At 47.4% G+C, this 25,155-nt stretch carries 21 protein-coding genes; 18 read left to right on the plus strand and 3 right to left on the minus strand.

All coding sequences use genetic code 11. The annotated features are described in order from the left end of the window. Positions 1-31: 31 nt before the first annotated feature. The 3 genes from rpmI to AC2TDN_RS07840 all read left to right on the plus strand — a co-directional run bounded on the left by rpmI (position 32) and on the right by AC2TDN_RS07840 (position 1,270). Positions 32-229 carry a 50S ribosomal protein L35 gene (gene rpmI / locus AC2TDN_RS07830; protein WP_482067267.1) on the plus strand — a complete coding sequence of 66 codons (198 nt, stop codon included), beginning with the start codon at positions 32-34 and terminating at the stop codon, positions 227-229. A gap of 50 nt (positions 230-279) precedes the next feature. Next, the gene (rplT, locus tag AC2TDN_RS07835) at positions 280-639 is read left to right on the plus strand and encodes a 50S ribosomal protein L20 (RefSeq protein ID WP_053374532.1); all 360 of its coding nucleotides are present in this window, start codon (positions 280-282) and stop codon (positions 637-639) included. 220 nt (positions 640-859) lie between these two features. After that, on the plus strand, positions 860-1,270 hold the full coding sequence (locus AC2TDN_RS07840; RefSeq protein ID WP_484687538.1) for a hypothetical protein: 411 nt from the start codon (positions 860-862) through the stop codon (positions 1,268-1,270). 14 nt (positions 1,271-1,284) lie between these two features. Here the strand turns inward: AC2TDN_RS07840 and AC2TDN_RS07845 are convergent, their stop codons facing one another. Further along, positions 1,285-1,737 (minus strand): GNAT family N-acetyltransferase, encoded by a 453-nt coding sequence (locus tag AC2TDN_RS07845; RefSeq protein WP_482067265.1) that lies wholly within the window; start codon positions 1,735-1,737, stop codon positions 1,285-1,287. 568 nt (positions 1,738-2,305) lie between these two features. On the opposite strand from AC2TDN_RS07845, the gene ilvB reads away from it, so the two are divergent. From ilvB to AC2TDN_RS07920, 15 genes are all read left to right on the plus strand, one after another. After that, positions 2,306-4,051: a biosynthetic-type acetolactate synthase large subunit gene (gene ilvB, locus AC2TDN_RS07850; RefSeq protein ID WP_484687539.1), complete on the plus strand. Its 1,746-nt coding sequence runs from the start codon at positions 2,306-2,308 to the stop codon at positions 4,049-4,051. Next, positions 4,048-4,533, plus strand: coding sequence for an acetolactate synthase small subunit (gene ilvN / locus AC2TDN_RS07855; protein ID WP_482067263.1), 486 nt, complete (start codon positions 4,048-4,050; stop codon positions 4,531-4,533). The genes ilvB and ilvN overlap by 4 nt, the downstream gene beginning before the upstream one ends. A gap of 124 nt (positions 4,534-4,657) precedes the next feature. Beyond that, a complete protein-coding gene (gene ilvC / locus AC2TDN_RS07860; RefSeq protein ID WP_053374536.1) occupies positions 4,658-5,650 on the plus strand; it encodes a ketol-acid reductoisomerase in 993 nt (330 codons plus the stop codon). Between the two features lie 123 nt (positions 5,651-5,773). Continuing rightward, complete coding sequence (locus AC2TDN_RS07865) at positions 5,774-7,318, plus strand: 2-isopropylmalate synthase (RefSeq protein ID WP_482067261.1); 1,545 nt, start codon at positions 5,774-5,776, stop codon at positions 7,316-7,318. A 266-nt stretch (positions 7,319-7,584) separates the two neighbouring features. Continuing rightward, positions 7,585-8,664, plus strand: a complete 1,080-nt coding sequence (leuB, locus tag AC2TDN_RS07870; RefSeq protein WP_484687540.1) for a 3-isopropylmalate dehydrogenase — start codon at positions 7,585-7,587, stop codon at positions 8,662-8,664. Positions 8,665-8,809: 145 nt separating this feature from the next. Beyond that, on the plus strand, positions 8,810-9,358 hold the full coding sequence (locus AC2TDN_RS07875) for a peroxiredoxin (RefSeq protein ID WP_482067259.1): 549 nt from the start codon (positions 8,810-8,812) through the stop codon (positions 9,356-9,358). A gap of 243 nt (positions 9,359-9,601) precedes the next feature. Then, positions 9,602-10,018 (plus strand): hypothetical protein, encoded by a 417-nt coding sequence (locus tag AC2TDN_RS07880; RefSeq protein ID WP_482067258.1) that lies wholly within the window; start codon positions 9,602-9,604, stop codon positions 10,016-10,018. 132 nt (positions 10,019-10,150) lie between these two features. Then, positions 10,151-10,966 carry an RNA polymerase sigma factor SigI gene (sigI, locus tag AC2TDN_RS07885; protein ID WP_484687541.1) on the plus strand — a complete coding sequence of 272 codons (816 nt, stop codon included), beginning with the start codon at positions 10,151-10,153 and terminating at the stop codon, positions 10,964-10,966. Continuing rightward, complete coding sequence (locus tag AC2TDN_RS07890) at positions 10,963-12,408, plus strand: anti-sigma factor domain-containing protein (protein ID WP_484687542.1); 1,446 nt, start codon at positions 10,963-10,965, stop codon at positions 12,406-12,408. The genes sigI and AC2TDN_RS07890 overlap by 4 nt, the downstream gene beginning before the upstream one ends. Positions 12,409-12,606: 198 nt before the next feature. Beyond that, positions 12,607-13,980, plus strand: a complete 1,374-nt coding sequence (locus tag AC2TDN_RS07895; protein WP_482067255.1) for an ATP-binding protein — start codon at positions 12,607-12,609, stop codon at positions 13,978-13,980. Between the two features lie 229 nt (positions 13,981-14,209). Further along, a complete protein-coding gene (locus AC2TDN_RS07900; protein ID WP_484687543.1) occupies positions 14,210-15,724 on the plus strand; it encodes a leucyl aminopeptidase in 1,515 nt (504 codons plus the stop codon). Between the two features lie 150 nt (positions 15,725-15,874). After that, positions 15,875-16,837 carry an acetylxylan esterase gene (locus AC2TDN_RS07905; protein ID WP_484687544.1) on the plus strand — a complete coding sequence of 321 codons (963 nt, stop codon included), beginning with the start codon at positions 15,875-15,877 and terminating at the stop codon, positions 16,835-16,837. A 320-nt stretch (positions 16,838-17,157) separates the two neighbouring features. After that, complete coding sequence (locus tag AC2TDN_RS07910; protein WP_484687545.1) at positions 17,158-20,073, plus strand: 2-oxoglutarate dehydrogenase E1 component; 2,916 nt, start codon at positions 17,158-17,160, stop codon at positions 20,071-20,073. Between the two features lie 6 nt (positions 20,074-20,079). After that, positions 20,080-21,294, plus strand: a complete 1,215-nt coding sequence (odhB, locus tag AC2TDN_RS07915; RefSeq protein ID WP_484687546.1) for a 2-oxoglutarate dehydrogenase complex dihydrolipoyllysine-residue succinyltransferase — start codon at positions 20,080-20,082, stop codon at positions 21,292-21,294. A 237-nt stretch (positions 21,295-21,531) separates the two neighbouring features. Further along, positions 21,532-23,373, plus strand: coding sequence for a PAS domain-containing protein (locus tag AC2TDN_RS07920; protein WP_484687547.1), 1,842 nt, complete (start codon positions 21,532-21,534; stop codon positions 23,371-23,373). Here AC2TDN_RS07920 and AC2TDN_RS07925 read toward each other — a convergent pair. Continuing rightward, positions 23,365-24,588, minus strand: coding sequence for an MFS transporter (locus AC2TDN_RS07925; protein WP_484687548.1), 1,224 nt, complete (start codon positions 24,586-24,588; stop codon positions 23,365-23,367). The two genes, AC2TDN_RS07920 and AC2TDN_RS07925, sit on opposite strands and share 9 nt — an antisense overlap. A gap of 56 nt (positions 24,589-24,644) precedes the next feature. Then, positions 24,645-25,067, minus strand: a complete 423-nt coding sequence (locus AC2TDN_RS07930; protein ID WP_484687549.1) for a MarR family winged helix-turn-helix transcriptional regulator — start codon at positions 25,065-25,067, stop codon at positions 24,645-24,647. Positions 25,068-25,155 lie beyond the last annotated feature (88 nt).

Raw genomic sequence — 25,155 nt, forward strand, 5'->3', positions numbered from 1 at the left:
CTGATGAAGAACTTTAAGGAGGATAACTGATATGCCTAAGATGAAAACTCACAGCAGTCTGAAAGACCGCTTTAAAATTACCGGAACTGGTAAAGTAAAACGTTACAAAGCTTACCGTAACCACTTGCTTTCACACAAATCCGGTCGTCAAAAACGCGTACTTGCTGGCCAACCGATTATGGCTGCTGGCGACGTTCGTCGTTTGAAGCAAGGCCTTTCCAACTTGTAATATAAAGCAACAACAAATAAGCTAATTCAACCTACAGGAGGTTTCCATTCATGGCAAGAGTCAAAGGCGGATTTGTCCGCACTCGTCGTCGCAAAAGAATTCTAAAGCTAGCTAAAGGTTATTTCGGTTCGAAACATCGTCTGTTTAAAACAGCGAAGGAGCAAGTTGGTAAGTCCCTTATGTACGCTTACCGTGACCGTCGCAACAAAAAACGCGACATCCGCAGACTGTGGATCGTTCGTATCAACGCGGCAGCTCGCATCAACGGACTTTCGTACAACAAATTCATGCACGGCTTGAAACTTGCGGGCGTAGAAGTTAACCGCAAAATCCTTGCTGACCTGGCAGTTAACGATATCACTTCGTTCAACTCGCTTGCAGGCATCGCAAAAGAGAAAATTAACGCATAGACGTTCACGTATAAAGGCTGTCCAGGTTGTCGCTTCGACGACTATTGGACAGCCTTTTTTTAATATATTCGATCGATAACAATGAGGAAGCGGCAAGCGGCTCTAACTCTAGCATTTTTAGCAGGCAATGCGTACATTTATTAGAATAGAGGACAAACAAACAGACGGAATCCGCTTTCCCGGAATAAGCTAAAGGACAACGGGAAAGGAGGGATTTCGCATGCGTAACGTTTCCAAACAAGAAGTACGGAAACTGGTCGGCAAATCCATTTATGCAGTACGTCCTGACGGCTCAGTCGTCACGGGCAAGCTCGTTCGTGTTAGCCAAAACAAATTGGTTGTAGCTCCCCTAAAAAGAGATAAGGGCAAGGTTGTGCAAACCAAAGCTATTATACCTCTCGTATTATTTGATCTTCTAGCAATCGGCACGCTTCCACTTTGGGGCGGCGGCTTTGGTGGAGGCTTCGGCGGTAAGGGCGGTAAGGGCGATAAGGGAGGCAATTGCTGCAACAACAACTTTAACCAATGCGGAGGTTACGGCAGCCAAGGCTACAACAGCTATGACAACCAAGGCTACGGTTACGGCAATCAAAGCTACGGTTATGGCAACCAAAACTATAACGGGTTTTAATGGCGGTTAGGCAATCATAACGGGGCAAGCGGCTTAAGCAGCTCGTAGCAGCGAAGCTCAGGATAGTAGTGAACGGTATTGTAACCAAGCTTATTGTATAATTGATGGGCTTTATCATTTACCTGATCGACAAACAGCCTGGCTACCTTGCAGTGCTGCTTCCTGCCGTAAGCCTCGCTATGTGCTATTAACGTTCTGCCCCATTGCCTATTTCGATGCTCGGGATGCGTGACCATCATATCTAAATATAAAACCTCACCCATGACTTCAAAATGTATGAAGGAGACCGGTGGGCTTTTTTTGGATAAAGAGGCTACATAAGTAACGCCGCGTCGGAATCGCTTCGGCAGCTCGCGAATTGTCTGGGCATCATGCTGGTGAACCGTATGCGACAAAGGGATCAGCTCGCTCCTAATGAGGCGGACAACCTCTGCTTGATCCAGTCGAGGATCATAAAGTCTTATCATCAACATCATTCCATTTCTGCGGCGCCGAAGGATTGGAACGCTGCATGAGTTTGCCGATTAGAGGCTAAAATAATATATGTGTCAGGGCCGCAAAATGCGCCAATTGCAAATTATGCGAAGAGTTGCTCATGGTTCTTGACGAACGAGGATTCGCGGCATATAATAAAGAAAGTCTTATCTACCACGTACTGGTGTGCGCACCATGTGGTACATATACAATCAGCAATGATGAGGACGAAGTGCTAAGGGCTCTTTTGAACAGAGAGCGGATGGATCAGCTGCAACCATCGCCAAAACCCCTTTTCTACGAGCTCACCTCGGAGCTGTTTCCTTGAAAAGCAACAACGGTATGCTGTTGCCTAATAGGGGAAATCGCAGGGCAAGCGTTACAGTGCCAATAGTATGGACGTATATGCACGACGTTCTTACTTGTGGAGGTTATACATCGGGAGATGTGTAACGAATTTGGGTGGTACCACGGAAGATATACCTTTCGTCCCTCGTTGCTTTGTTTTTGAAGCATGAGGAGCGAAAGGTTTTTTTGTTTTTTCAGAGAGGAGGATGACTGATGGTAACGCAAGGTGCAACACTGAAGTCAAAAGAGGAATTGAAGGAAAGGCTCTCGAAGCCCGAGGTCATTAGTGGTTCAGAAATATTGCTGCGCAGTCTGCTGCTTGAGGGTGTAGATTGTGTATTCGGCTATCCTGGTGGAGCAGTGTTGTACATTTACGACGCGATGCACGGAAACCCCGATTTCAATCATTTACTCACTCGTCACGAGCAAGGCGCGATTCACGCGGCTGACGGCTACGCCCGCGCAAGCGGTAAAGTAGGCGTTTGTATCGCAACCTCAGGTCCTGGGGCAACGAACCTGGTTACGGGTATCGCGACAGCATATATGGATTCTGTACCGTTAGTTGTCATTACGGGCAACGTCATTTCCAGCCTTATCGGAAGCGATGCGTTCCAAGAAGCGGATATTACAGGCATTACGATGCCAATCACGAAGCACAGCTACTTGGTGCGCGATGTAGAAGATTTGCCGCGCATTATACATGAAGCATTCCACATTGCCAACACTGGCCGCAAAGGTCCAGTATTGATTGATATACCAAAGGACATCTCGGCGGCTACAACGTTGTTCAAGCCCGTAACGGATGTAAGCATCCGCGGCTACAACCCGACGGTTTCGCCAAACAAGAATCAAGTCGACAAGCTCATTAAAGCCATTGAGCAGGCAGAGCGTCCCATCATTCTCGCTGGCGGCGGAGTTGTATATTCCGGCGGTCACGAAGAGCTGTTCGAGTTCGTAACGAAAACGCAAATTCCGATTACGACGACATTGCTTGGACTCGGAGCTTTCCCAAGCGGGAATGAGCTGTTCTTGGGCATGCCAGGTATGCATGGCACTTATACGGCTAACAAATCGATTCAAAGTGCGGATTTGCTTATCAACATCGGCGCCCGGTTCGATGACCGTGTAACCGGTAAGCTGTCCGGCTTCGCTCCGCTTGCGAAAATCGTTCATATCGATATCGATCCAGCGGAAATCGGCAAAAACGTACCAACTGACGTTCCGATCGTAGGTGACGTGAAGACGGTTCTCCAGCTTGTTAACAAGCAAGCTAAACGCGCGGATAAAGCGGATGACTGGCGTGCGAAGCTTAAAGCTTCATGTGCGGAATACCCGTTCAGCTACTCGGATTCCGAGGTTGAGCTTAAGCCGCAATGGGTCGTTGAGCTTATTCACGAAACGACTGGCGGAGACGCGATTGTAACGACTGACGTTGGCCAGCATCAAATGTGGGCTGCACAGTATTACAAATTCAACAAGCCGCGGTCATGGGTAACCTCCGGCGGTTTGGGTACAATGGGCTTCGGCTTCCCTTCCGCTATCGGCGCCCAAATGGCGAATCCGGACCGCGTAGTCGTTTCCATCAACGGTGACGGAGGCTTTCAAATGTGCGCGCAGGAGCTGGCTATTTGCGCAATCAATAATATTCCAGTCAAGGTTGTTATTATTAATAACCAGGTGCTCGGGATGGTTCGCCAGTGGCAGGAGCTTATCTACGATAATCGCTACAGCCATATCGATCTTTCCGGCAGTCCAGACTTCGTTAAGCTTTCCGAGGCTTACGGCGTGAAAGGCTTCCGCGCTACGAACAAAGAGGAAGCGCGCACCGCATGGGAAGAAGCGCTCCGCCATCCAGGTCCAGTAGTCGTTGAGTTCGTCGTTCGCAAAGAAGAGAACGTGTATCCAATGGTTGCACAAGGAAGCACCATCGACGAAATGATCATGGGGGATGCGGAATGAAAAAACACACGATCGCAGTAATCGTCAACGATCAGCCCGGCGTTCTGCAGCGCGTATCCGGCTTGTTCGGACGCCGCGGCTTCAATATTGAGAGCATTACAGTTGGTTCCAGCGAAGAGGCAGGCTTGTCGCGTATGGTCATCGTCACTACAGGTGATGACCATACCCTCGAGCAGGTTACGAAGCAATTGTACAAGCTGATCGACGTTATTAAAGTTATTGATCTCAGCTCCAACCCGATGGTCGCACGCGAGCTTGCCTTAATTAAGGTAAACGCGGAGCCGGCATCACGTCCTGAAATTCTTGGCGTAGTAGAAACGTTTCGAGCAGCGGTTGTTGACATCGGCACTCATTCGCTTATTGTACAAGTAGTAGGTGACACGGAGAAAATCGATGCAATGGTCGAGCTGCTTAAGCCTTATGGCATTCGCGAGCTGTCGCGTACGGGAGTAACTTCGCTAAACAGAGGCAACGTCAAGTAATTATTACCATTCATTCAACATCCCCGCTTTGAGCGGGAGTTTAAGGGGAGAACCGCTGCGTATGGGTCATTCTCTGCTTAAACACCCGCTCAAAAGGGTTAAATTAAAGGAGGCAATTATTAAAATGGCAGTTACAATGTACTATGAAAAAGACGCGGATCAAGGCGTACTACAAGGTAAAACAATCGCAGTTATCGGTTACGGCAGCCAAGGTCACGCGCAAGCGCAAAACCTTCGCGACAGCGGCTTGAAAGTAGTTATCGGACTTCGCCCTGGTAAATCTGCAGACGTTGCTAAGAAAGACGGCTTTGAAGTACTTACAGTTGCTGAAGCAACTAAAGTAGCTGACGTTGTTCAAATTTTGCTTCCTGACGAAACGCAAGCGAAAGTATACACAGACGAAATCGCTCCTAACCTCAAAAAAGGCGCGGCTCTTATGTTCTCACACGGCTTCAACATTCACTACGGTCAAATCGTTCCTAACGCAGATACTGACGTATTCCTAGTTGCTCCAAAATCTCCAGGTCACATGGTTCGTCGTACGTACCAAGAGGGCTTTGGCGTTCCTGGACTTATCGCAATCGAGCAAGATGCTACAGGCAATGCTAAAGCTATCGGTCTTGCATATGCTAAAGGTATCGGCTGTACACGTGCAGGCGTTATCGAAACTTCTTTCAAAGAAGAAACAGAAACAGATTTGTTCGGTGAGCAAGCTGTTCTTTGCGGCGGCGCTTCCGCACTAGTTAAAGCAGGCTTCGAAACGCTTGTTGAAGCTGGCTACGCTCCAGAAATGGCTTACTTCGAGTGCTTGCACGAGCTTAAACTGATCGTTGACATGATGTATGAGGGCGGAATTTCGTCGATGCGCGATTCCATCTCCAACACTGCAGAATACGGCGACTATGTAACTGGTCCTCGCATTGTTACGGAAGAGACGAAGAAAGAAATGAAACGTGTATTGGAAGATATCCAATCCGGCCGTTTCGCTCGTGACTTCATCTTGGAAAACCAATCGAACCGTGCTATGCTTACAGCTACACGCCGTAACGAAGCAGCTCATCCAATCGAGCAAACAGGCGCACAGCTTCGTGAATTGATGCACTGGATCAAGAAGTAATAACAGATAGAATGAACGACCATATCCCGGTACGCCGGAGTGCAAGGCGAAGCGGCTTACGTTTCGCCTTGCAGCTTCATCCGCGTGCCGGGATCATTCTGTTCACGGAGGTGCATGGCACAAATGCGGAAAATTTATGTTTTCGATACAACGCTTCGTGACGGAGAGCAATCTCCGGGTGTAAACCTGAACACGAAGGAAAAGGTAGAGATTGCCCTTCAGCTTGAGAAGCTTGGCGTGGATCGTATGGAGGCTGGATTCCCTGCAGCATCCCCTGGCGATCTTGCAGCGGTTAATGCGGTTGCGCGCGCAGTTAAGAACGCAACGGTCATCGGCCTCTCACGCTCCCGCGAGCAAGATATTGATGCGGTTCGTGAAGCGCTTATCGGCGCACAGGATCCGTGCATTCACGTATTTCTAGCTACAAGCCCGATTCACCGCAAGCATAAGCTGCGGATGGAGAAGGATCAGGTTCTGGAAACCGCAGAGCGTGCGATTCGTTATGCGCGTAAATACTTTGACAAAGTCGAGTTTTCCGCAGAGGATGCCGGACGTACGGAGCTGGATTTTCTATGCCAGGTAACGGAGATGGCGATCAAAGCAGGGGCTTCGGTCGTTAATATTCCGGATACGGTCGGTTATATGAACCCGCAGGAATTCGGCAATATTTTCAAGACGCTTAAGGAAAACGTGCCGAATATCGAAACGATCCAGCTAAGCGCGCATTGTCATGATGATCTTGGCATGGCGACAGCCAATTCGCTTGCCGCGATTCTAAATGGCGCTGACCAAGTTGAGGGTACGATCAACGGAATTGGAGAGCGTGCCGGCAATACGGCAATCGAAGAGATTGCCATGGCACTTGCGACGCGTCCCGATTTCTTCGGTGCTCAAACGACGCTTAACCTGAAGGAAATTGCGAAGACGAGCCGCCTTGTCAGCAAGCTGACAGGCATGGTCGTTCCAGGCAACAAAGCGATTGTCGGCGCCAATGCATTCGCGCATGAGTCCGGCATTCATCAGGACGGCATGCTGAAGGAAAAGACAACTTACGAGATTATCTCGCCTGATACGATCGGCCTTAAGGAATCGAAGCTTGTTCTTGGCAAGCACTCCGGACGCCATGCGTTCCGCGAGAAGCTGATCGATCTTGGCTATGAGCTTGAGGATGAAGCGGTCAACACGGCTTTCGCCAGATTTAAGGATTTGGCTGACCGCAAGAAAACGGTAAGCGATGAAGATATTCTTGCCCTTCTTGAGGAGAAGCTTATTGATACGCCGGAAGTATTCAGCTTGGAGGCGATCCAAGTGAGCTACGGCAATCAATCTACGCCAAGCGCTTCCGTCCGGATTCGCAAAGTCGATGGCGAGATCGTCGAAGAAGTGGCAATCGGCAACGGTTCCGTTGATGCGATCTACAATGCTATCGATAAAGTTACGCAGGAAAATGTTGAGCTTGAAGACTATTCGATTAAGTCGGTCTCACAAGGCAAGGATGCACAGGGCGAGGTACATGTTGTTTTAAAGCAGGATGAAGTTTCTGCTCAAGGCCGTGGACTAAGCACGGATATTCTAGAGGCAAGCGCACGCGCCTATATCGATGCGCTTAACCGCCTGATCGAGAAGCGGAAGTCACCAGGCCGTCGCGATAAGATGAGTTTGATCTAATTTTTGCAAAAAAGGACAGTAAGCCAAGGAAACTTGCGGCTTACTGTCTTTCTTTGTTTACAGGCATTTGTTTCATATTTGTATGGAATTTATACTGGCTCTATAGTCATAGTCTATAGAGTCAATAGTTTTTATATCTTTGTAATCACACCGCTTTTATGGTACAAATGATAATAGAATGAGAATGAGTGTATAACTTGTCGAATCCAAGCGGTGCTGCTTTGGATGGATAAGTTTAATCGAAAACGAGGAGTGTTACTTTAACTATGTCAGATGTAAAAAAAATTGCAGTTATTGCCGGCGACGGTATCGGACCTGAGGTTGTTGGCGAAGCGCTGAAAGTGCTCAAAAAAACAGAAGAGCTTTATGGCTACAAATTCGAAACATCGTACGGCTTGTTCGGCGGTATTGCGATCGATGAGAAGGGTACTCCGCTTCCACAAGAGACGCTTGAGCTTTGCAAAGGCGCGGACGCAGTATTGCTTGGCGCTGTTGGCGGCCCGAAATGGGACAACAACTCGAAGGAGCTTCGTCCAGAGACTGGCCTTCTCGGCATTCGCAAAGCGCTTGGCTTGTTCTCCAACATCCGCCCAGCTACGGTGTTTGATTGCTTGAAAGAGGCTTCCACATTGAAGCCGGAAGTTCTTGAAGGCACTGATCTTGTCGTTGTTCGCGAGTTGACTGGCGGCATTTACTTTGGTGAGAAGTTCCGCCGTGAAGGCGCTGGCGGTGAAGAAGCGGTTGATACTTGCGTTTATAATGTACAGGAAATCGAGCGTATCGTACGCCAAGCATTCGATATCGCAATGACTCGCGGCAAACGTCTTGCATCGGTAGATAAAGCGAACGTGCTAGAAACATCACGTCTATGGCGTGAGGTTGTTAACCGGATCGCTCCTGAATATCCTGAAGTTGAGCTTGAGCATGTGCTTGTCGATAACTGCGCGATGCAATTGCTGCGCCGCCCTTCGAGCTTTGATGTCATCGTTACGGAAAACATGTTCGGCGATATTCTTAGCGATGAAGCCGCGATGCTGACTGGATCGATCGGCATGCTCTCATCTGCTTCGCTAGGCGAAGGAAGCTTTGGCTTGTACGAGCCGGTACATGGTTCAGCACCTGATATCGCTGGTCAAGGCATCTCGAACCCAATTGCAACTATTCTCTCGGTTGCTCTTATGTTCCGACTAACGTTTGGCTATCACGAAGCTGCTGCTGCAATCGAAGCTGCCGTGAAAGAAGTGCTTGACGCAGGACACCGTACTGGCGATATTGCTGTTGATAAAAGCAAAGCAATCGGAACGACTGAAATGGGCGATTTGATCGTAGCTGCTCTTAAAAAATAATTAGTGGATTATAATAATTATAATTAAATACTAATTATAATATTGACTTCATTCTAGACTAGTGATACTATTTACTAGGTAAGTCACACAGACGAAGTGACATAAACAATAAAAATTTATGGATAGGTCAAGGAGGTTTTCAATAATGGCAGAGCGTTTGGTAGGCCGTCAGGCCCCAGATTTTTCGATGGAAACAGCAACAGGTGACGGTAAAGATTTCGGTACAGCATCTCTTGCAGATTACAAAGGCAAATGGTTGGTATTGTTCTTCTACCCACTAGATTTCACATTCGTTTGCCCAACTGAAATCACTGCTTTGAGCTTGGCTGCAGCTGAATTCAAAAAATTGAACACTGAAATTCTTGGTGTCAGCATTGATAGCAAACATAGCCACCGTGCATGGATCAACACGCCGGTTAATGATAATGGCCTAGGCCAACTAGAATTCCCACTTGCTGCAGACATCACGAAGAGCGTTGCTCGTGACTACGGCGTATTGATCGAAGAAGAAGGCATAGCGCTTCGCGGCCTATTCATCATCAACCCAGAAGGCGAAGTACAATACCAAGTTGTTAACCACAACAACGTTGGCCGCAGTGTTGACGAGACACTTCGCGTATTGCAAGCTTTGCAATCCGGCGGTCTTTGCCCAATCAACTGGAAACCAGGTCAACAAACTTTGGTATCGAAATAATAGATTTCGAGACCGTTATTCAAAACCCGCGCCATAAGATGGCGCGGGTTTTTTTTTAGGCCCTAGAGGCGGATATTATGATGCAAAAGCAGGAATTCAACCATACTGAGCGAATAATGTATACTTAGTCACAGAGCTCAAAAAATTGCTAGGTTTGCTTTCGAAGTGGTTTGCATTCGCAAACCTTAAGTTGATGCTTACGAAGTAGGTTTGCACCCGCAAACCTTGGAGGAGGAGTCGTCAATGAGTTTTTGCTGTGGAGCTAGTATGATTGGAACAAAGGGAACGCTAAAGCATTTCCGAACGCATATTCATAATGTACCTATTATGTTTTGTCCGGTATGCCATCGAGTGGACATCCATTATTTAATCGAAAATGAATACGAGATATTAGCCGAATATGCACATGGCGACGGCGCCGCCGAAGTTGATTTTCAAGACTATGTGGAGCAAGAAGGCAAGGCGCTGCTTGAAAACTGCGTTAATCATGAGAATGAGGATCCTATGGACGTTGTCCATAGTCAAATTGATATGGCACTTGATTTGCTTAGCTTCGCTAAGCAGATTGAAGACACGGAGTGGCAGCTTGTACTTAAGAAGCGTCTTGGGATGCTGAATAACAGAAGGAATAAGCTCCGTAAACGCCGTACATCCGTTTAGATTTTTAAACATGAATGGTGAGCCTCCTTTTCGGGGGCTTTTCTTTTTTAAAATAAGTGAAGATCTTCTCATAATGTACCCCCTGAAACCGGTCAGACAGAAACGAATCATACTAGTAGTGAGGTGGAGCGGTTGTTACTTGTATTGTTCAAACGCTTTCTGCGGAAGTCTGCTTCCACAGATGCTGCGGAGGATGAGCAGAAGCTTACTCCCGAACAATGGGTTGCTCGAATTCGTCAAGGCGATGAGCTGCTTCGAGAGCAGTTCATAGCAGATTACAAGCCTTATATAATGAAAGTAACAAGTCGATTTTGCAAACGGTACATAGATCCGAATCAAGATGATGAATTCAGCGTGGCGCTGCTCGCTTTTAATGAAGCGATCAATCAGTTCGACAGCCATGCGGGCAAATCATTTATCGGATTTTCTGAAACCGTCATTCGCCGTCGGCTTATTGACCATGTCCGAAAAGAACAAAGGCATTCTCAGGTTGTACCTTATAGCATGTACGATTCCGAGGATGAGGAGCAGCCGCAATACAATTCCGTTGAAACCAGGCAAGCGTTGAATGCATTTGAAGTTAAGCGGACCGAAGACGAGAGAAGGCAGGAGATCAGTGAGCTTAATCAAGAGCTTCTAAGGTTCGGGATTTCTTTTGCAGAGCTGGTTGAAGTCTCCCCCAAGCATGCAGACTCCAGAAGGCTGTTGATCGGAATTGCGCAAACACTTGTGAGTGAGGCTGATTTATTCGAATCGTTAAGATTAAAGAAAAAGCTAGCGGTAAAAGAGCTTACCGAAATGTGCGGCGTTTCCCGCAAAACGGTTGAGCGCAACCGAAAATATATTATTGCGATCGCACTTATTATTTCTGGCACATACCCATACATGCACGATTACTTACATATAACCGATGACCGAATGGATCTGAATAAGGAGGCAAGCAAATGAAACGTGGAGTCATTATGAGCATTCATAAGCAGCACGCCGTTGTAATGACGGCAGACGGCCAATTTTTGCAAGCCCCTATTCAAGGGAAGCCGGAAATAGGTGAAGAAATAACATTTGAAGAGGAATTTAAGAATCCGCGTACGTTTAAACCAGCTTATTGGTATACGAGTGCTGCGGCGGTAATGCTGCTGGTGTTCCTTCCTATTTTGCTCGTTATGCAGCAGGATAAAAATCCTGTTGTCGCCTATGTAAGCATGGATATTAATCCAAGCGTTGAGCTAGGCGTGGACAAGAACGATAAGGTTCGGGAGCTGAATGCGTTAAATGAGGACGGCGAGCTTATTATTAAAGGGCTAGTATATAAAGGAGTTAACGTTGAAACGGTAGCCGCTTCTATTCTAGAGAGGGCTAAAGGCTCACATTATCTCGATACGCCAAACAAAAATATTTTTATAACGAGCATGCTGTTAGACGACAATTCTGCACTTAAACTCGATTATGAGCAAATTTTGACGGGAAAAGTCGATCGGACGCTTCGGAATTTATTAACACAGCTGGCAGCAGAGGCGGCTAGCGCGAATATTACAACGCTGTCGGTACCAAATGAAGTGCGTGAGGAAGCGGCCGCGAATGGCATTTCTTCAGGTAAAATGGCCGTGTATTTGATGGCGAAGGATGAGGGTTATACGCTCGAAATGGAGCAGCTCAAGCATAACTCCATCGATAAAGCTACGGAGCCGCTTGGCGGCTTGAAGACGATCGTAGATAATGCGGAAGACTTAAGCAAGCAAAAGCTGAAGGATCTAGTTGCACGAGAAAAAAAGGAGAAGGCCAAGCAGCAAAAGGCTGACGAAAAGACGAATACAACTAAGCCTGCAGCTACCCCTAAATCCAATAAACCGGTGAAAGCAACAAAGCCGGAGAAGCCCTTCAGCAGTGATGTGAATAATGCGGCGGTTACGACGAAACCAGGCAAGAACGGGGCATGGAACGGTAAACCTACTATAACACCAGGGAAATCGAATAAGCCAAGCTCGCCCAATAGACCTAATGCCGATAAAAAGGAAAACAAGAATAAGGAAGACAAGAATAAAGATAAAGATAAAGATAAAGATAAAGATAATGACAAGGACAAGGACAAGGACAAGGACAAGGACAAGGACAAGGACAAGGACAAGGACAAGGACAAGGAGTGGTACCGCAACTGGGACCGCTCCAATGACGATGATAAAGATCGAAACGATAACTGGAACGAAAATAACAATAAATGGCAACACGGTCATGAAGATGAAGACATCAGCAAAGATAACAAGGATCGAAGGGAAAGAGAAAATAGCGGCAGGGAAGGCAAACGGGAAGATAAAAAAAGGGAAGAAATGAATGAGGAAGATAATAACAGAAACGATCGAAATGACAAAGCTAGCAATGACAATGATCGTTAGTTTTACAGGCTCACAAATGCAAAAAATAAATAAAAAGCAGTAGGGGACCCGAGTCCTAATTGGCGTAGGGTATGACCCTGCGCCTATTTCCTTCCTAAAATTCGACAGTATTTCCGATTGACAGCGATTGTAAACTCGTCCTATGATTAGTAGTAACTGTAACCGCTATCTATAGATATTGCCCGGGAGGAGTACAAGATGCAGGCCATTCGAAAGCGCTATTTCCCGGCGCTTGCCGAGTATATACGAAGTGGTAAGGAAGTATCACTATTCCATGCCAACGAGCTGGGCAAGGAGCTTTACGGAATAAACCCGGAGGAAATTATTGCCGTTCATGAGGAGTGCATTCAGTCTTTAGCTGCCAATGTTGATTCGGAGGAAGCGATAAGACTATACAATCGTTCTTTCGTTTTCTTAATGGAAATTATGGTAGCCTGTCGTTTTCGATTACAGCCTGAGCGATCGAACGAGCAGAAATTCAGCGAAATGCGTGAAATGCTTTTTCGATCCAATCGATCTTTCGAAATGGTTAAAAATAAATACGAAAACGTATTGCAGCATATGGACAGCGGTATTGCATTATTTGACAACGATGGCATATTATCGTTTATCAATGTACAGATGGCTAAGCTGCTGGACATTCCTCGAAAGACGTTAATAGGTTGTTCAATAAAAGAAATATTAAGACACCGGCAGCTTACCAATTCGACGAAGAGAACGATTTTGAGACTTTACAAGGAAATGTTTCTTTTGCATAGTCGGTACTATGAATTCCAACACAAAGATGGCAAACATCTATTGGTAACGGTTACATACGGTGATCAATTAGACGGTGATTTTCTAATTAGTGTGAAGGATGTCTCAGAGTATAAGCAAATTGAACAGACGGCATTACAGAATGACAAGCTTGCCATGCTAGGAAAAATTGCTGCTGCTATCGCCCATGAAATTCGCAATCCCTTAACGAGTATTAGAGGTTTTATCCAATTGCTTCGGCCTTATTTAATGGAAGTAGGCAAAGAAGAGTATGCGCGTATTATTTTGACGGAAATTGACAGGGCTAACGATATTATTTATGAATTTCTTAATTCGTCCAAGCCATCAGCACCAATGAAGCAGTTGGTGTCTATCGATCATTTGATTAAAGAAGTGGTGCTTCTAACGGAAAGTGAAGCGCTTATGCGGAATTGTGAAATTAAGGCGGAGTGCTATTGCTCAGAGCATTACGTTTCGATTGATGTGAAGCAGGTGAAGCAGGTCATATTGAATATCGTCAAAAATTCACTTGATGCCATCGAGGAGATACAAGGCGAACGAAGAGGCTTGATCGATATCATCACGCGCAGCAGCGGTCAATTTGCCGAAATTGTTATAAAGGATAATGGCAAAGGAATGGACAAGGCGACGATGAGTCGGCTGTTCGATCCTTTCTTTACGACAAAGCAGACGGGCACAGGGCTTGGTTTATCGGTGAGCTACCGTATCGTACGCAATCACAATGGTACCATTCGCGTAGACAGCCAAGCCGGGGTTGGAACAGAGTTTATCATTACACTGCCGTTAGCTGAATGAAGGCTTCAAGAGAGATTAAATTTCATCAGGCTATTTAAATTAAGAATGGAACAACTAAAAGCCCACCTCCCCCAATAGGGAGGGGCTTTTTTGTTTTAGCCTTGAATTTTAAACATGGAAAAGTCAATGGACGTTCGGTATAATGAGTTTGAAAAATGCGTGTTGATTGAATGCAATTCATGCAGGATACATATATGGTTTTATTCATTAAGAAAGCGAGGGAATACAAATGAGTGCTCAATTCACATATGGAGTTCGTGGTGCAGAACAGGCGGTTAATGATGCGGTCGTTCGTTTCGTAAGCAAAAATGAGCTTCTCGGGGCTGGAGCGATTGTGCAGCCGCAAATCGATGGTGCGCTGAGAGGACAGTACGCCAAAGGTTTGTTTAAAGCAGAATCGGAGCAAACCGAGGTTGTTGCGACTTTAGGCCTCTATCCCGCAGCGTATATTGTTTTTGTTGGACTTGAGATGGATGGTGAGGCAACGAGCCTGCGCCTAGCGGCAGCAGCGGCTGCCAAAGCGCTCAAAAAACTGCGTGCCGAGTCCGTTCAATTGCTGCTTTCGGAACAATTGCTGGAGTGTTCGAAAGCAAAGCTTGGTGCCGCTCGTTCGGCTCAAGCGCTGACAGAGGGATTGCTGCTTGCCCTTCACGTGCGTCAGCCGCTCAAACGTGAGCAGAATGAGCGGTTTACGCTGAAGGAGGTCGCTTTTGTACCTCAAGGTGCAGCTATAACGGAAGAGGAAGCCGTCTTATGGAAGCAAGGCATCGCTAAGGGCAAGCTGATTGCTGAAGGCGTTAGCTTGGCCCGCGATCTGACTAATTTGCCGGGCAATGATCTTACGCCTGAGCGTCTGGCTCATCATGCGGAAGAGCTCGCTCGCGAGCTTGATTTGGAAATTGAAGTCATCGATGAGTGGAGTGCGGCAGAGCAGCGAATGGGAGGCTTGCTTGGTGTAGGCCAAGGCAGCATAAATCCGCCTCGCATGATCGTTATCCATTATAAAGGCGATCCAAGCACCGAAGAAGCTTGGGGACTGATCGGTAAAGGCATTACGTTTGATACAGGCGGCATCTCCTTGAAGAGAGCAGAAGGCATGCAGGAAATGATCTCGGATATGGGCGGGGCAGCTGCTGTGCTTGGAGCGATGCGCGTTATTGGCGAGCTGAAGCCTGCAATCAATGTCATTGCGGTCATTCCAACCGCTGAGAATATGCCTTCTGATCGTGCGATTAAGCCTGGCGACGTGCTTCGTATGATGAGCGGCCATACCGTAGAAGTTGTAAATACCGATGCAGAGGGAAGATTGGTGCTGGCCGACGGCCTGACGACCGCCATTACAAGGGGCGCGACTCGTTTGGTAGACGTGGCCACGCTGACAGGCGCAGTATCAGTTGCGCTAGGCACCCAAGCAACGGGCGCGGTTACAAATAATGACCAGCTCTTTAAGCAGGTGCAGTCGGCTTCTGAGCGTGCGGGCGAGAGAATATGGCAACTGCCATCTTATCCGGAATATAAGAAGCAGATTAAGAGCGATGCTGCAGATTTGAAAAATAGCGGGGGCAGAGATGCCGGAACGATTACCGGCGGACTGTTTATCGGACATTTTGCAGAAGGACTGCCTTGGGTACATCTAGATATCGGCGGCACGGCATGGCTGGAATCGAGCAGAGGCTGGGAGACTAAAGGCGCTACCGGCGTTATGGTTAGAACCTTAATCGAATTGATCGTACACCAAGAGTAGGCAGAAATAAGGAAATAGCAGATGCTGCGGAATCGGATATGGATGAAAAAAGCTCTTTCTTTTGCATAAAGCTTGCGAAAAGAAGGGCTTTTTTTTGGCGAAATTGAGGTGCAGGAACGAAAATGCGAATCGGAATAGGGGTATACTGAGATGAATGCAATTAATCGACGTAAAAATGATTGGTTAGCGTATAACCCGCCGGCGACCATTGGTGCGGACGAGCTTGACACGTACTGGCAGGACATATTGCTCCGTTATAAGCAGAAGCCTCTAGATATAGCGAGAGAATCGCTGGATACTCCTCTTACGGCTGTAAGGACAGAGCGTTTAACGTACAAGGGGAGTGATGATACGCTGATTCATGGCTTGTATATTGTTCCGCAGCATGGCTTGGAAGGCAATAAGCTCCCTTGTATCGTCATTTATCAGGGCTACACAAACGATAAAGGATTGCCTGAGCGATATGCAGCATGGCTGCTGCTTGGCTACGCTGTATTTGCAGTCGATGCGCGCGGACAAGGAGGAGAAACCGGAAACTTGCTAAGATCCAGCGAAGGCGCGGTTAAAGGCTGGGTTTCACAGGGGATCGCGAGTATTGAGCATAGCTACTATCAAGCGATAACGATGGACGCAGTAAGGGCGGTTGAGGTGGCGGCACTTCAGCTAGAGGTGGATGACAACCGAATAGCCGTTTTCGGCGCAAGTCAGGGCGGCGGACTGGCGCTGCTTGCTGCTGCACTAAATCCTAAGGTAAGCGCGGTCGTGTCTGATATTCCGAATATGTGCCATATGGATTACGGCATCATGCATTCAACGGGGTCGCTGACCGAAATTGCACAGTATATCAAGCGGTATCCGGAACGATTAAGCATGGTGCTGACTACGCTAGCCCATTTTGATTTATTGAACTTGGCGGAGCGCATTAAAGCGCCTGTTCTGATGTCGGTCGGCTGGAAGGACACTGTTTGCCTGCCAGAGACGGTTTACGCTGTATATAATCGGATTCGTTCGCAAAAACAGCTGAATGACTACCCTTTTTCCGGTCATGAAGTGAACGAGTATCAGACTCGCGCAGCTATTTTATTTTTGCAGGAAGCGCTCGCAAGGCATTAGCCTTCAGATTCCACCAATTTCTGGATACGGCATCCAATTGATGCTCGCTTGATTGTCCGAGAACGACAATCAATGCTTGAAATGGATGATATTGATGCTAATATGATCATGGAAGGTGAGCGTACTATGTACTAAGATATAAGGGAGCTATTAAGAGGTGTCCAAAAGACAGCATGAATTGATGGTTTTTCGTAATGACCATACAGAAAAGAGCAATTTGGTGACGATTTGAGCAAGTGCAAGTTGGCGGGCATGTATGGCGAGCTTCGCCTTAGAAAATAATAGAATGGCAATGAATAGAGAGGGTGGAATTTTCTGCAATGAGCAACCATGATGAGCGTAATTATTCGCCTTGGCAAAGCTACTATGGCCCCAATCTTGGGTATGTGCAGGAGCAATACGAACGGTTCTTAACCGATCCTGATTCCGTTGAATCAACAGTTCGTGAGCTATTTGAACGTTTTGGAGCACCGCCGGCCGTATCATTGGGAACAACTCCAAGCACTTCGGCTAAGCCAAGCGAGCAAAAGGCTGCATCAACTGCAGCAGCAACTGGTCCGATTGATTCAAATATGTTGAAAAAGGTTGTGGCTGCGCATCAGCTTATGCTGAACATACGTAGATACGGCCATTTAGCTGCGGATATAGACCCGCTCGGTTTTAGCCCTGCAGCAGATACGAAGCTGCTCGAGCCAGAAACCTTTGGGCTTACTAAAGAAGATTTGGCCGCTATTCCGGCTTCGCTTATTTGGGATAATGCGCCAGCATCGATCTCAAATGGCTGGGAGGCAATTAGCCGCTTGAGAGAAATTTATACCCGTTCCGCGGCGTATGAATTTACACATATTCATGATGAGAACGAACGGAACTGGCTTAACAAGCAAGCGGAATCGGGAAGCTTCCCAGCACCGCTGTCGGCTAGAGAGCGTTCGGCACTTCTTGAGCGTCTTATGGAAGTTGAGTATTTCGAGAACTTCCTGCACCGTACATTCGTTGGTCAGAAGCGCTTCTCAATTGAAGGCGTTGATATGCTCGTACCTGTATTAGACGAGATTGTCCGTGCAGTTGCACATGACGGAGCCAATAACATTCTCATGGGCATGGCTCATCGCGGTCGTCTTAACGTACTGACGCATGTGCTCGGCAAGCCATACGAGAAGATTTTCTCAGAGTTCCACCATGCGCCAAACAAGGAGCTTATCCCGTCTGAAGGGTCTATGGGCCTTAACTACGGCTGGACTGGCGACGTGAAATACCACTTGGGGGCAGACCGTGCAGTGAAGGAAGGCGAAACGATTCGTGCGAATCTTACGCTTGCCAACAACCCAAGTCACCTTGAGTTCGTAAACCCGGTTGTCGAGGGCTTTACCCGCGCCGCGCAAGAGGATCGCAGCAAGCGAGGCTTCCCTGAGCAGGATCCGTCAAAAGCGGTTACGATCTGCGTTCACGGCGACGCTGCTTTCATCGGCGAAGGGATTGTTGCCGAGACGCTGAACTTCAATAAGCTGCAAGGCTACCACAATGGCGGTACGCTGCACATTATTGCGAATAACCGACTTGGCTTTACAACGAACAGCATCGATTCACGTTCGACTCATTACGCAAGTGATTTGGCGAAGGGGTTCGATATTCCAATCGTACACGTAAATGCGGATGAGCCGGAAGCCTGTTTGGCGGCAGTACGCCTCGCATGTGAATACCGTCTCCGCTACAATAAAGGATTTGTTATCGATTTGATTGGCTACCGCCGTTTCGGTCATAATGAAATGGATGATCCGGATGTGACGCAGCCGCTTATGTACTCGAAAGTGCGCAATCACCCAACCGTAAGCGTGCTTTACAGCGAGCAGTTGAAAGGCGAGAAAGCGATCACGGATGCGCAGATTGAGGAGCTTCGTACACGTACGAACAGCAAGCTGCAAGCAGCCTACGATGCAATGAAAGCAAATGAAGGCCAGCCGCAAATTCGCGGCGAGCAGCAGAAGTCGGTGCTTCCTGCCGGTGAAGAAGCTCGCACAGCAGTACCGCTTGAGACGCTTCGCGACATTAACCTAGAGCTGCTCAACCGTCCGGAAGGCTTCACGGAATATACGAAGCTTCAACGGATTTTGCAGCGCAGAGCTTCTGCCTTGAACGATGGCGAAAAAGTGGATTGGGCACACGCAGAGACGCTTGCATTCGCAACGATTCTCGCAGACGGTACGCCAATTCGTCTAAGCGGTCAGGATTCAGAGCGCGGAACGTTCGCGCATCGTCACATCATGCTTAACGATAATTCAAATGCTGCCAAGTTCTCACCGCTGCATATCTTGCCGCAAGCGAAAGCATCCTTTGCCGTTCATAACAGCCCGTTGTCGGAAACGGCAGTACTTGGCTTTGAATATGGCTATAACGTATTTGCTCCTGAGACATTTGTTATTTGGGAAGCGCAATACGGTGACTTCGCAAACGTTGCACAAGTTATTTTCGACCAATTCATCTCGGCTGGCCGTGCAAAATGGTCGCAAAAATCCGGCATTGCAATTTTGCTGCCGCATGGTTATGAAGGTCAAGGACCGGAGCATTCCAGCGCAAGGCTGGAGCGTTTCCTACAGCTTTCGGCTGACAACAACTGGACGGTTGCTAACTTGACGTCGTCCGCACAATATTTCCACTTGCTGCGTAAGCAAGCATCGCTGTTAGGCACAGAGCATGTACGTCCGCTCGTTCTTATGGCGCCTAAGAGCTTGATCCGTAATCCGCGCGTCGCTTCGCATGGCGTCGAATTCAGCGAAGGCTCATTCAAGCCGGTGCTGCCGCAATTCAGCCTAACGGAGCCGAAGGATCAGAAGGATAAAGTGAAACGGCTTCTGCTTTGCACAGGTAAGGTTGCTATTGATATCGAAGAGGCGCTCTCTTCAACAAACGCAGAGGATTACGAGTGGCTGCGCGTTGCGAGAGTGGAACAGCTTTATCCGTTCCCTCATGCAGAGATCGAGCGCATCGTGAAGCAATTCGACAAGCTGGAAGAAATCATATGGGTACAAGAAGAGCCGCAAAACATGGGCTCATGGAGCTTCATGGAGCCGCGTTTGCGTGCGCTGGCACCTAAGAAGGCAGCCGTTCGCTATGTAGGCAGACCTGATCGCTCAAGTACAGCAAGCGGACACCAAGAGGTACATGCTGCTGAACAAAAATGGATCATTTCGACAGCTTTGAACGGCAAACCAGTTGAAACAAGTTTGATTAGGGGGTAATGACTAATGGCTGAAATTATAGTACCAGAATTAGGCGAGTCCATATCTGAAGGAACAATTACGAAATGGTTCGTGAAGGAAGGCGACTCCGTTAGTCAAGGAGATGTCCTACTAGAGCTTGAAACGGATAAAGTTAACATTGAAATTAGCGCTGACAACAGCGGCGTTGTATCTCGCATTGCGAAGCAAGACGGCGATGTCGTTCTCGTAGGCGAAGCAATCGGTTCGATCGGAGAAGCAGCGGGCGGTGCGTCCGCACCTGCTGCTCCGGCAGCCGTTGCTGCACCATCGGCACCAGTCGCTCCTGTGGCTGCTCCTGCAGCGCCAGCTGCTAAGCCATCAGCTCCTGCAAGCGAAAGCACAGCAGCGATCAATGCTTCTCCTGCTGCTCGCAAACGTGCTCGTGAGCAAGGAATCGATCTTTCGGCGTCTGGACAAGCTCCTGCACCAGCGGTAGCAACGCCAGTTAAATCCGCTCCGCTTACACAAGCAGAGCCAGCTAGCGCAAGCAAAGATGCGAAACCGACAGAACGCAAGCGGATGTCCCGTCGCCGGGTTACGATTGCTAACCGCCTAGTTGAAGCACAGCGTACAGCAGCGATGCTGACGACTTTCAACGAAGTGGATATGACAGCGATTCTTGATTTGCGCAAACGTCGCAAACAAGCGTTCTTCGAGAAAAATGACGTGAACCTAGGCTTTATGTCGTTCTTCACGAAAGCGGTAGTTGGCGCGCTGAAAGCTTTCCCGCTGCTTAATGCGGAAATCGACGGCGAAGACATTATTACAAAAAAATTCTTTGATATCGGTATTGCTGTATCTGCAAAAGAAGGCCTTGTTGTACCGGTCGTTCGTGATGCAGATCGTCTAAGCTTTGCTGAAATCGAGAAAAACATCGTTGAGCTTGCTGGCAAAGCAAGATCGAACACACTTGCGATCTCTGATCTGCAAGGCGGCAGCTTCACGATTACGAATGGCGGCGTATTTGGCTCGTTGCTTTCAACGCCAATTCTTAACGCACCGCAAGTTGGTATTCTCGGCATGCACAAAATTCAAATCCGTCCAGTAGCAATCGACGAGACTCGTATGGAAAACCGTCCGATGATGTACATCGCATTGTCATACGATCACCGTATCGTAGACGGCAGTGAAGCTGTTCGCTTCCTCGTGATGGTCAAAGCGCTTCTAGAAGATCCAGAAGCACTTCTTCTTGAAGGCTAACATAGATAGATCAATTAGAACCGCTCTTGAAGCAGAGGAATCTGCTTTAAGGGCGGTTTTTTCGTTTCGATAATTTAATCCCGTCCACTTCATTTGGATAGGATCATATCGCAGAATTTGCACTTGAATACGAATTTCTAGCCCATTAAATTATACGATGCAGCAGGAAGCGGGCTAGCGATGTTGAAAGTAAACAATCAGACAAAGCTAATTGCTTGAATGAGGTGGGTAACCTAAATGAAGATAGTAGGAGTAGGGGAGCAATTAAAGGAAAGTGAAGAGAGATATCAGCATCTGGTTCATATGCTTCCAGATGGTCTTGTTGTGTTGTTGGAAGGTGATGTTGTTTTTGCTAACCGAGCTTATCTGAATATGATAGGCGTAACCAGATTGGATGAAATCATCGCGCATCCTATGAGCAAGTTTGTTCATCCAGAATATTTAGAGCAGTTTTCTGCCAATATTAATTTTTTGATACGAGAAGCGAACCCTTCTCATTGTATATATTACAAGCTGATTCGTCTGGACCTAGCGATTATAGAGGTAGAATTGAGAGCGGTAGCAGTGAAATTTGACGGAAAGCCTGCCATACAGCTCATCGTTCATGATATTTCCGACCAAATACGGATGAAAGCATCGCTCCACGAGAAGGATTATTTGTACAAAAGCTTGATGGAGAGCGTAGTAGCAGGCGTATTTGTGGGACAAAAGCATAAAGTCGTTTATGCAAATCCTTATTTGGCTGAGCTGTATGGGTATTCAGAGGAAGAGTTGCAATCGCTCTCGCCAACTCATTTGGTCCCGGAGGAAGATATCCTTAGGATCACAATTGATGTTTTGAAAGGCATGAACGAAGGAATAGATCAATTTCCACTTAAGCTAAAAGGAATAAAGAAAGATGGCAGCATTATCTATTTGGAAGGAAACAGCTCGATCATTATGTTTAACGGGCATCCATCCTTGCTTGGCACGCTGCAGGACGTTACCTTTAAGCGCGATAAGGAAAAGACGCTGAGAGACAGCGCTAAGCTCTATCAGAAAATCATTAAATTCGTTCCTGAACCGATCGTACTGAGCGATCAAGGGATTATTATTTATGTGAATAGATTGGCGCTGCAGGTGATTGGAATAACCAGTGCAGCCGAAGTCATTGGTCTAAGCATACTTGAATTTATTCATCCAAGCGATCATGAAACGCATATGCAAACGGTGGAAAATATTACGCTCTCAGATGAACCAACGCCCTTTGAAGAACGAGTCATTATTCGTCGAGATGGGCAGCATATTGATGTGGAATTGTCGAGCATTCGGATCAACAATTATGTGGGCAAGGATGTTATGCTTACTGTCATTCGTGATTTGACCGACCGTAAACGTTCGGAGGAGATGCTCATTCGATCAGAGAAGCTATCGGCTATAGGACAGCTCGCTGCAGGAGTGGCGCATGAAATACGCAATCCGTTGACTGCGCTAAAAGGCTTCACGCAGCTTCTTAGTGCAAAATATCCGGAGACGCCGCATTATTTTAACATTATGGCTAATGAAATTGACCGTATTACACTTATCGTGAATGAATTTATGACGTTAGCAAAGCCTCATTTCACTCAATTTAACTACGAGCCTCTTGAGCCTATTCTGCAAAGCGTTATTTCGATATTGGAGACGCAAGCTATATTGCTAAATGTGGAGCTGAAGGTTAGTTATGATCAAACGAATCCGTCGGTATATGGAAACGTAGATCAGCTGAAGCAGGTGTTTTTGAATATTATTAAAAATGCGTTCGAAGCGATGCCGAAAGGCGGCGAGGTAACTTTGTCGGTTGCGACGATGGAAGACGGCTTCGTTCATATTCAGATTAAGGATGAGGGTTCTGGCATACCAGAGGAATTAATCAAGAGAATCGGCGAGCCTTTTTTGACGACCAAGGAAAAAGGGACAGGTCTCGGCATTATGATCAGCACGCGCATTATTGAAGCGCACAAGGGTACGCTTCAACTTAGCAGCGTTCCCAATGAAGGGACGATGGTTGAAATTACTTTGCCCGTACAGGACAAGCATTTGTCACTGAGCTTACGGTGATACATAGACCTCGTCTGCGGCAGCGTTCGTCAATCGTTTGCGTTTATGATGAAGCGTAAAATAAATGACGGATGAAAAGGCGATAATGATGGCGCAAAGGATATACATAACGCTGTAGCCGTAGCTTGACGCTAACGAGCCAAGCGCATAGGAGCCGATGCCGTAACCAAGATCGAACAGCAGGTAGAAGGTTGCTGTAGCGAGACCTCTGCGATGAGCAGGGGCTGCGAGTATCGCAATCGTCTGGAAGCAGGGAAGCAATGCCCCATAGCCAAGCCCAATGACGGCTCCGGAAACGAGCAGCATTGCTGGCGAGCTCGCTTGGCTGAGCAGAAACATGCCGATTGTGAATATGGCTATGCTAGGGTAGACGATAACATGCTCGCCTGCACGGTCGAGCAATTTGCCTACCAGCGGGCGCGGCAAAACAATCATAATACCGAAGCAAACGAAGAAATAGCTGGCATATTGATCAATGGCTTGCTCATGAGCAAATACGGACATAAAGGTGACTAAGCCGCTGTAAGCGAACGCGACAACAAAACCGCTAAGCGCTATAGGTACAGCCTTTTTCTCTACAAGGTCGCGCCATTGCAGCTTGCTTTTGGATTTTTTTTGATCGCCATCTACAGCAGCAGGTATCGGCTTATCAGCTTTGCGCCCTGTTGAAGCGCCTAGCACGAAGGCAATCAGGGAGCATGCTGCGCATAAGGCGAACATAGCGGTAAATCCGCCATGCGTCGTGATCGTTAAGCCAACAAACGGTCCGATAACCATTGCCAGGCTCATAAACAAGCTGAAATAGCTGATGCCTTCTCCTTTGCGATGCTCGGGAATAATGCCGATTGCGGTCGTATTTGTGGAGGTAGTCGCAATCGCGAAGGTGCCCCCGTGAAAAAAACGAACAAGCAAAAGCATGGCATAGCCGAAAACGCCTAAGTATGCCATCGAAAATAATAAAAATAGCAATAAGGAAATAACGACGATTTTATGCTCGCCATACTTGGTCATAAGCTGCCCGGCAAAGGGACGAAGGAGTACGGAGGCGATAACGAATACGGTCATGGACAAGCCGGCTTGCGTATCAGTGCCGCCGAGCCCGTTCGTCACATAAACCGACAGCGCGGTTGCTAGCGTATAAAAAGAGAAAAATAGAAAAAAACTGCTTAAGCATATTTTTATGAAGTCTGCGCTCCATAATTTATTGGTATTCATGTATTTCCCCTCTCATATGACAGCGGTGCAATTGCTTATCTAGCGGACAGCTATCTTTACTGATCCACGTTTTTTTTAATTTTGGCCATGAAGCTCATGAATGCTTGGATCTCTTCTTCCGAAATATTCGTAAGCATTTGCATCACAAAATTCGCCTCGATCGGCGCCAGCGTACGGGCATTCGTTCTGCCATGTTCGGTTAAATAGAGAAGCTGTGATCTTCGGTCCCCAGGATTCGCTACGCGCCGGACGAGCTCCTTGCGCTCAAGCTGATCAACTAATCGTGTGATGTTGGCGGGGTCTTTATCGGTGCGCTGAGCTATATCCTTATGTGTAATGCCGTCATGCTCATCAAGGCACATGAGCAGCGACCATTGCTCCGGCGTAACATCATACTCTTGAAAAAGCTGCTGCAGCCTTTGATTTAATTTGCGTCCTGTATTGCTAATGACATAACCTACGGATTGTTGGAATTCCACTTGTGTTCACCTGCTCCATTCACTTAGTTGATATAACAATAATACGCTTATCAACTAAATAGGTCAACTACTCCAATCTATTATTGCG

The organism is Paenibacillus sp. Y660, from assembly GCF_057221575.1.

Bases quoted from the DNA above. Each gene is read 5' to 3' on its own strand.
- rpmI (WP_482067267.1), top strand. From the start codon at position 32: ATGCCTAAGATGAAAACTCACAGCAGTCTGAAAGACCGCTTTAAAATT.
- rplT (WP_053374532.1), top strand. From the start codon at position 280: ATGGCAAGAGTCAAAGGCGGATTTGTCCGCACTCGTCGTCGCAAAAGA.
- AC2TDN_RS07840 (WP_484687538.1), top strand. From the start codon at position 860: ATGCGTAACGTTTCCAAACAAGAAGTACGGAAACTGGTCGGCAAATCC.
- AC2TDN_RS07845 (WP_482067265.1), bottom strand. From the start codon at position 1,737: ATGATAAGACTTTATGATCCTCGACTGGATCAAGCAGAGGTTGTCCGC.
- ilvB (WP_484687539.1), top strand. From the start codon at position 2,306: ATGGTAACGCAAGGTGCAACACTGAAGTCAAAAGAGGAATTGAAGGAA.
- ilvN (WP_482067263.1), top strand. From the start codon at position 4,048: ATGAAAAAACACACGATCGCAGTAATCGTCAACGATCAGCCCGGCGTT.
- ilvC (WP_053374536.1), top strand. From the start codon at position 4,658: ATGGCAGTTACAATGTACTATGAAAAAGACGCGGATCAAGGCGTACTA.
- AC2TDN_RS07865 (WP_482067261.1), top strand. From the start codon at position 5,774: ATGCGGAAAATTTATGTTTTCGATACAACGCTTCGTGACGGAGAGCAA.
- leuB (WP_484687540.1), top strand. From the start codon at position 7,585: ATGTCAGATGTAAAAAAAATTGCAGTTATTGCCGGCGACGGTATCGGA.
- AC2TDN_RS07875 (WP_482067259.1), top strand. From the start codon at position 8,810: ATGGCAGAGCGTTTGGTAGGCCGTCAGGCCCCAGATTTTTCGATGGAA.
- AC2TDN_RS07880 (WP_482067258.1), top strand. From the start codon at position 9,602: ATGAGTTTTTGCTGTGGAGCTAGTATGATTGGAACAAAGGGAACGCTA.
- AC2TDN_RS07890 (WP_484687542.1), top strand. From the start codon at position 10,963: ATGAAACGTGGAGTCATTATGAGCATTCATAAGCAGCACGCCGTTGTA.
- AC2TDN_RS07895 (WP_482067255.1), top strand. From the start codon at position 12,607: ATGCAGGCCATTCGAAAGCGCTATTTCCCGGCGCTTGCCGAGTATATA.
- AC2TDN_RS07900 (WP_484687543.1), top strand. From the start codon at position 14,210: ATGAGTGCTCAATTCACATATGGAGTTCGTGGTGCAGAACAGGCGGTT.
- AC2TDN_RS07905 (WP_484687544.1), top strand. From the start codon at position 15,875: ATGAATGCAATTAATCGACGTAAAAATGATTGGTTAGCGTATAACCCG.
- AC2TDN_RS07910 (WP_484687545.1), top strand. From the start codon at position 17,158: ATGAGCAACCATGATGAGCGTAATTATTCGCCTTGGCAAAGCTACTAT.
- odhB (WP_484687546.1), top strand. From the start codon at position 20,080: ATGGCTGAAATTATAGTACCAGAATTAGGCGAGTCCATATCTGAAGGA.
- AC2TDN_RS07920 (WP_484687547.1), top strand. From the start codon at position 21,532: ATGAAGATAGTAGGAGTAGGGGAGCAATTAAAGGAAAGTGAAGAGAGA.
- AC2TDN_RS07925 (WP_484687548.1), bottom strand. From the start codon at position 24,588: ATGAATACCAATAAATTATGGAGCGCAGACTTCATAAAAATATGCTTA.